The sequence below is a fragment of the Kitasatospora sp. NPDC059327 genome, from assembly GCF_042752535.1.
Lineage (GTDB): Bacteria > Actinomycetota > Actinomycetes > Streptomycetales > Streptomycetaceae > Kitasatospora.
Map to the genome: position 1 here is coordinate 26953 of NZ_JBHYYB010000101.1, position 6862 is coordinate 33814.

General features: G+C 73.4%; 6 protein-coding genes. 2 read left to right on the forward strand and 4 right to left on the reverse strand.

Annotated elements, in window-relative coordinates; genetic code table 11:
• The first annotated feature begins 204 nt into the window (after window positions 1-204).
• The gene (locus ACFXHB_RS36995) at window positions 205-1227 is read left to right on the forward strand and encodes a bile acid:sodium symporter family protein (protein WP_380580134.1); all 1023 of its coding nucleotides are present in this window, start codon (window positions 205-207) and stop codon (window positions 1225-1227) included.
• A gap of 137 nt (window positions 1228-1364) precedes the next feature.
• Here the strand turns inward: ACFXHB_RS36995 and ACFXHB_RS37000 are convergent, their stop codons facing one another.
• From ACFXHB_RS37000 to ACFXHB_RS37015, 4 genes are all read right to left on the reverse strand, one after another.
• The gene (locus ACFXHB_RS37000; RefSeq protein ID WP_380580136.1) at window positions 1365-2099 is read right to left on the reverse strand and encodes a VOC family protein; all 735 of its coding nucleotides are present in this window, start codon (window positions 2097-2099) and stop codon (window positions 1365-1367) included.
• Between the two features lie 158 nt (window positions 2100-2257).
• A complete protein-coding gene (locus ACFXHB_RS37005; RefSeq protein WP_380580138.1) occupies window positions 2258-3163 on the reverse strand; it encodes a hypothetical protein in 906 nt (301 codons plus the stop codon).
• The gene (locus tag ACFXHB_RS37010) at window positions 3163-4977 is read right to left on the reverse strand and encodes a GMC family oxidoreductase (RefSeq protein WP_380580140.1); all 1815 of its coding nucleotides are present in this window, start codon (window positions 4975-4977) and stop codon (window positions 3163-3165) included. The genes ACFXHB_RS37005 and ACFXHB_RS37010 overlap by 1 nt, the downstream gene beginning before the upstream one ends.
• Window positions 4974-5399, reverse strand: coding sequence for a hypothetical protein (locus ACFXHB_RS37015; RefSeq protein ID WP_380580142.1), 426 nt, complete (start codon window positions 5397-5399; stop codon window positions 4974-4976). The genes ACFXHB_RS37010 and ACFXHB_RS37015 overlap by 4 nt, the downstream gene beginning before the upstream one ends.
• A gap of 425 nt (window positions 5400-5824) precedes the next feature.
• Between ACFXHB_RS37015 and ACFXHB_RS37020 the strand changes: the two genes are divergently transcribed.
• Complete coding sequence (locus ACFXHB_RS37020) at window positions 5825-6697, forward strand: DUF4389 domain-containing protein (protein WP_380580144.1); 873 nt, start codon at window positions 5825-5827, stop codon at window positions 6695-6697.
• The last annotated feature ends 165 nt before the right edge of the window (window positions 6698-6862 follow it).

Genomic DNA, 6862 nt, shown 5'->3' on the forward strand with positions numbered 1-6862 from the left:
GACCCGGGGGCACCGCAGCCGGGGGCACCGCAACCGGACGTGGCGGTCCGGGTGGCCGCGCTCCCGGGGTACGGGCCACCGGCACCGGGTGCGGTGCCAGGCTCGGTACCGGGCTCGGCACCGGGTGCGGGTGCGGCGCCGACCGCCCCACCCGCGCCGGGTCGGCAACGGCCCGGGCTTCGACTGCGGGGGCTCGACCCCTACGTGGCAGTGTTGGCAGGCACGGTGCTGCTCGCCGCGCTGCTGCCCGTCACCGGTCGGGCCGCCCGCGCGGCCGAGCTGGCCTGCGACCTCGCGGTCGCGTTGCTCTTCTTCCTGTACGGGGCCCGGCTCTCCGCGCGCGAGACCCTGGCCGGTTTGCGCCACCTTCGGCTGCACGGGCTGGTCCTGGCCTGCACCTTCGTCCTCTTCCCCCTGTTCGGGCTCGCCACCGCCCTGCTGACGCCCCGCCCGCTCACCGAACACCTGCAGACCGGAGTGCTGTTCCTCTGCCTCGTCCCGTCGACGGTGCAGTCCTCGGTGGCGCTCACCGGCGCCGCGCGGGGCAATGTCCCGGGAGCGATCTGCGCGGGTACCTACTCCAGCCTGGCCGGCCTGCTGCTGACGCCGCTGCTGGCCGCCTGGCTGCTCGGTTCCCGCACCGCCCTGTCCGCCGACGGCCTGGTGCGGATCGGCGCACAGTTGCTCGCTCCGTTCCTCCTCGGGCAGGCGCTGCGGCCACGCATCGGAGGCTTCCTGGCCCGGCACAAACGCCTGCTGACCCCGGTGGACCGGGCGTCGATCCTGCTGGTCGTCTACACCGCGTTCAGCGCGGCGGTGGCCCAGGGCATCTGGAGCATGACCACTCCGGGTGCGCTGCTCGGCCTGCTGGCGGTCCTGCTCCTGCTGCTCGCCACCGCCCTCGGCCTCGCCCGGCTCGGCGCCCATCTGCTCGGGCTCGACCGGGAGTCCACCATCGCGGCCGTTCTCTGCGGTTCGCAGAAGAGCCTGGCGAACGGTCTGCCGATGGCCACCGTCCTGTTCGGTCCGCAGGCCGGGCTCCTGGTGCTGCCGCTGATGGTGTACCACCAGCTCCAACTGGTCGTCGGCACTGTGCTCGCCGGCCGCTGGTCGCGGGCCCCGGACCTCACCGGGGCCGGCTCGCCCCCACCCGAGGCGGGGTCCGAGGCCGATCCGACGGGCGACCCGCACGGCACGCCGGAGGTCACCCGGAGCAGATCCGGGTGACCCTGCTCCGGCAAGCGCATCGGGCCGGGAGGCTCCGGGCGGTGCATGCGTGCGGGCCCCCGACCGGCCGCGTGTTCCCCAGGCGGCCTTCACGGGCGTTCACCTGGGGAGCACGGCACCGCACGACACCAGGGTCGCTACCGGGAACGCTGGATGGAGAACTCGTTGCCGTCGGGGTCGAGCATCATCACCCGGCCGCCATCGCCCTCACCTCCACCGGCGTCGGCGCCTGCGCGCGTCGCACCGAGCGAGGTCAGGCGGTCCACCTCCGCCTCCCAGTCGGCACCGGCGGGGAGCGCCAGCTCGAAGGACAGCCTGTTCGTGCCCGTCTTCGGCGCCACCGGAGGACCACCCCATGTGATCTTCGTGCCACCGTCCGGTGATTGGATCGCGGTCTCCTGGTCCTGGTCCCAGACCAGCGGCCACCGCAGCGCCTCGCTCCAGAAGTAGCCGACCTCCTGGGTACCGTCGCAGGCCAGCGCTCCGATGAAGCCGGTGTCGGCGAGGAATGTGTTGCCCGCCTGGATGACGCAGAACTCGTTGCCGTCCGGGTCGGCGAGCACCACGTGCCCCTCTTCCGGGAGTTGGCCCACGTCGATGTGCTTTCCACCGAGCTCCAGCGCCCTGGCCACCGTCCGCCGCTGATCCTCCGGGGAGGCGCTCGTCAGGTCGAAGTGCGCCCGGTTCTGGCCCGTCTTCGGCTCCTGGCCCGGCAGGAAGCGGATGCGGAACCCAGCGGCGTCCGGGGGCAGGATCGCGATGCCGTCATCCGGACCGTCGGCCAACTCCCACCCCAGGACGCCGGACCAGAACCGCGCCAGGCCCGACGGCCTGGTCGCGTGGAAGCAGATCGCGAACAGTTTACTGGTCATACCCCGTGCGTCTCCGATTCGCTGACGGCCGACACGGCGCCTCGGCCTCCCCGGGGACGCAGCCTAGGGGTGGCCGTGCGGCACCCGCATCCGAGTTTCCGCCGCGACGGCCGCTCCCCGGTCCGCCCGGTCCCGTCGAACGCGCCGGAGGACCGTGCTCACCGGACGTAGTAGGGACGCTGGTGCGCGGCGACCGGCGGGGACTGGTACGTCCACACTCCGGCGGCGGGCGCGGTCCCGACGAGCCGGCCGAGGTCGTCGACGGCCTCCCCCTCCCGCTCACTCACCCCCACCTCCCCGGACCGGTCGAGGCGATCGGACCGGTCGGACCGGTCGAGCCGGTTACCGAGGGAGAGGCGGACCCGATCCGCGCCGCGGTCGTCCAGCGCGTAGAACCGGTAGGCCTGGTGCACGTTGAGCGGCCCGGCCAGCAGTCGGCCCTCCTCGTCGGTGCCGTAGCCGGTGATCGGCGTGTTGACGACCGCCTCGGGTGTGAGGCCCACGAGGTCCGCCTCGATCGAGAACAGTTCTCCGTCGTGCCGGATCAGACCGTCCGGGCCGAGCGAGGCCCGTCGGCAGGAGACCGACCAGTGCTCGCGCACGGAGGCCGCGTTGAGCGAGGGCATCACCGCCTCGAACCAGCCGGGCCGCTTCGGCTCGGCGTAGAGCCTGCGGCCCGCGTCGATGGCGAGCGGGTTGTCGCACAGGACGTTCATCCGGGCGATCCCGAGGAGCTTGGTCTGGTCGTATCCCCGGGCGTACTGCCCGTAGTCGAGCTCGGGCAGGCGCTCCTCGGCGAACCGGGGGTGGGCGATGACGTTGATCTCCACCTCCTGGGTGATCCCGCCGCCGCCCGGGTACTGCGCGAAGTAGAGCTGGTAGTTCAGCGAGACGCAGGCCATGCCGTCGAACAGCGCGACGGCCAGGCCCGGGTGGCGCTTGGCGAGCAGGTCCCGGCACGGGCCCGGGGCGACCAGGTAGTCCACCCCGATGTTGTGCAACGCGCCGTAGTGGAAGGGCAGGTGGTACGGCTCCGGGACGGGCGGGAGCGGCAGGGCGGCCATCAGGACTCCGTCAGGTGGGGGGCGGGTGCGGGCGGGCCCGCCGGTGCGCCGACCGTCGCCGGGCGGTGCAGCGCCAGCAGGTCGCGGTGGATACGCTCGGCGCTGCGCAGCGCGAGCGCGGCCATGGTGAGCGAGGGATTGGAGGTGCCGAGCGAGGGCATCGAACCGCAGCCGACGGCGTAGAGATTGGGGTGGTCCCAGCAGCGCTGCCACTGGTCGACGACGGAGTCGGCGGGCGACTCGCCCATGATGTGCGTGCCGCCGGCGTGACCCGCGCCGCGGTAGGCGTAGGGGCGGCCCTCGTGTTCCAGCCGGCCCGGCCAGCGCGGCCCGGCCTCGTAGCGGGTGTGGTCCTCGGCGCCGAGCAGGGCGAACACCTGGTCGGAGACGGCGCGGGCCGAGGCCATGCCCCGCCGCACGTACCCGGAGAGGTCGTAGTGCAGGGCGGGTCGGGGCAGTCCCAGCCTGTCCCGTCGGCCCGGGTCGAGGGTGACGCGGTTGGCCGGGTCGGCCGGCTGCTCCAGCTCGAACTGGAGCGCGAACTGCCGGCCGAGCCGGTCACCCAGCCGCTCGCGCAGTTCCTTCCCGCGCACCCCGGCGGTCAGCAGCTCCGCGACGTCGACCTGCGGCGGACCGGCGGCCCAGGACCAGCCCCAGTTGCCGATCTCGACCCGGAACGGCGCACGGCGCCGGCGGCCCGCGCCGAACCGGAAGGCCTCCAGCCCGCTGGTCGACCCCGGACCTCGGTAGGGGCCGACGGGCCGCGGCATCAGGCCCCAGGTGAGCAGGGCCGGGTGGTCCATCAGGTTCCGGCCGACCTGGTCGCTGCGGTTGGCCAGGCCGGACAGGAGCAGCAGCCGGGCGTTCTCGATCGCGTGGGCGGCCAGCACGACCAGGTCGGCCTCGACCCGGTGGGTGGCGCCGCCGGACAGGTAGTCGACGCCAGTGATCCGGCCGGTGTGATCGGCGGTCACCCGGCTGACCACGGCGTCCGTCCGCAGTGCGACGGTCGGGGACCAGCGGGCCTGGGTGCGCAGCGGCGTGTACTTGGCACCGGTCGGGCAGATCGGGACACAGCTGGCACTGCCCGCACAGGGGGTACCGGACGCCCCCGACCCGTGCGACGACGCCCCCGCCGGTCCGCCGGGCAGTCCGTTGCGGGCGTGCGGAGTGGCGGTGACGGCGAGGTGCGCCGGCTCGGCGACCTCGGGGTCGCGGACGGTGCGGCCGTCGAGGGCCCGGGCCAGTTGCCGGTCGAGGTAGCTGGGGGCGATGGCGCGGGTCGGGAAGGCGTAGCCGTCCGGGATGGGCAGGCCGACGGCGGCCCGCTGCTGGTCCGCGTCGGCGGCCACGCCGAGCTCCCGTTCGGCCTGGCGGTAGTACGGTTCGAGGTCGTGATAGCCGATCGGCCAGTTGCGGCCGTGGCCGAGGTCGCCGGTGCGGAAGTCCTCGGGGTGCATCCGCGGGGCGAGCCCGGTCCACAGCAGCCCGGTGCCCCCATTGACCCTCAGGTAGCCGCTGGCGTAGGGCAGGGGTCCGTGCTGCACCAGGTAGCCGGTCGCGTCGAAGCCGCCGTCCGCCCGCCCGGCGAGATCGCTCACGTCGGGGGACGGCGCGTCCTCGCTGAGCGGGTACGGGGAGGTGGGCGTCCCGCCTCCGGCGGCACGGTACGCCGTGGCGGTGGCAGCGGCGCCGCGGGCCGGGTGGCCGGCCTCCAGGACGAGGACGCGCCAGCCCTGCGCTCCGAGGCGCTCGGCGACGAGAGAGCCGGCGAAGCCCGCGCCGACCACGACGGCGTCCCAGCGCGCGTTCACCGGCCACCGCCCTGCTGCGGCGCCTCGGCCCAGCTGCCGTGGCCGGGCGCGACGGCCCCGGGCGGCGCGCCCTGAAAGGTGCGCCACATCAGCCCGCGGTCGTAGGCGCGGGGCGAGGAGGGCGGCTCGCCCGGCCAGGCTCCGACGTACCAGAGGTGGATGAGGGCGTGTTCGTCGCGGACACGGCGGGCCAGCAGGGTGCGGTGGTGCTCGTGGGCCATGCCGGTGTCGCGCAGCTCCGTCTCGTCGAAGCCGGTGAGCCCGGCGGAGACCCGGAGGAACGCGTCGAAGTCGGCGAGGTCGTCGTGGTCGGCACCCTCGAAGTCGTCGGGATCGTCGCGGTCGTGACGGTGGTCGTGCCGGTGGTCGTGCCTGTCGTCGTGGTGGTCATGGTCGTCGTGGTGGTCGTCGATGGTTGGCAACCCGGGCACCCCCATACGTGAGCACGGCCATGCGTGCGTCCTGCCCTGCGCGAGCACTGCATGGCCGAGGCATGACACAACGGTGGCGCGGCCCGACCACCGCAGTGATCGTCCCTCCCGGTTCCGCAAGGATGGGGCGGATGCCCGGTACTGCTCCTCTCTGATCGACCAACGGCTACTTGGCGCAGGAATCTGATCGCCTGAGCCATCGGAAGTGAGCGAACCATCAGCATCCGGGCGAGGCCCCGTGGCGTCCTCCGACGCGTCGTCCAGCGCCCGGACCTCCGCCGCCGACGGTCCACGGCTCCGCGCGCCGATTCCCCCGGGCGGCGCAGCGCAGCGCGCGCGAACGGCGGACGGCTGCGATCTTCGGAGCACACGGCGGTGCACCGTCGTCCGCAAGGCGTCACCAACTGGAGGTCCTGATGTGGCAGGCTCCCCCCGCGCCCGCTCCGATGGACAGCGAGTGGCTGCCGGTCCTGGACATGCCCCCGCCGGGGCTCCAGAACAGGCTCACCGTCCTGGTGCGGATCCTGCTGCTGATTCCGCAGTTCGTGGTGGTCTGGGCGTTGTCGGTGGTGGCCTTCTTCGTCACCGTGATCGGCTGGTTCGGCGCGCTGTTCCTCGGCCGGCTGCCGGGCTTCGCCGCCGACTACCTGTCCGGCTACGTCCCCTACGAGACCCGGGTGGACGCCTATCTGATGCTGACCCACGACCGCTACCCGCCGTTCGCGTTCCGGACCCCCGGCTACCCCGTGCAGGTCGAACTGCGGCCCGGTGAACTCAACCGGCTCGCGGTGTTCTTCCGGATCGTGCTGGTCATCCCCGCGATGATCATCCAGGCCGTGCTGTACGCCGGCTGGTGGGCGGTGTCCTTCATCAGCTGGTTGGTGGTGCTGATCCTGGGCCGGATGCCGCAGCCGCTGTTCGAGGCCACGGCGGCGATCCTGCGCTACCGGATGCGGTACACGGCGTACCTGCTGATGCTCACCTCCGCCTACCCGAAGCGGCTGTTCGGCGACGAGCCGGCCCCAACGGCGGGCGGGGCCGCTCCGCCGAAGGGCGGGCCGGTCTCCGGGACCCACCCGCTGGTGCTGAGCGGAGGCGGGCGCGGGCTGCTGGTGGCGTTCCTCGTGATCGGGGTGCTCTCGTCGAGCGCCGGTTCGATCACCACCACGTTCACGGACGACGATGACGACACCAAGAACGTCACCGGCCCGCTGGTCCCCGGGCCCCTGACGCCCGGACCGCCGCAGACGGGCCCGCTGCCGACGGACCCGGTCGCGGCCACCGGCTGACCACCTACGGACCACCCACCCCCACCGGGCACGGCGGCGGACGCGCCCACCAGCCCCGGGAGCGTGGGGGGGGGCCCGGGCAAACCCGCCCCCCCCCCCCCCCCCCCGCCCCCCCGGGAGTATAAAAAAAAAAACACAGCCGCCCCCCCCACAAGAGTTATAAAA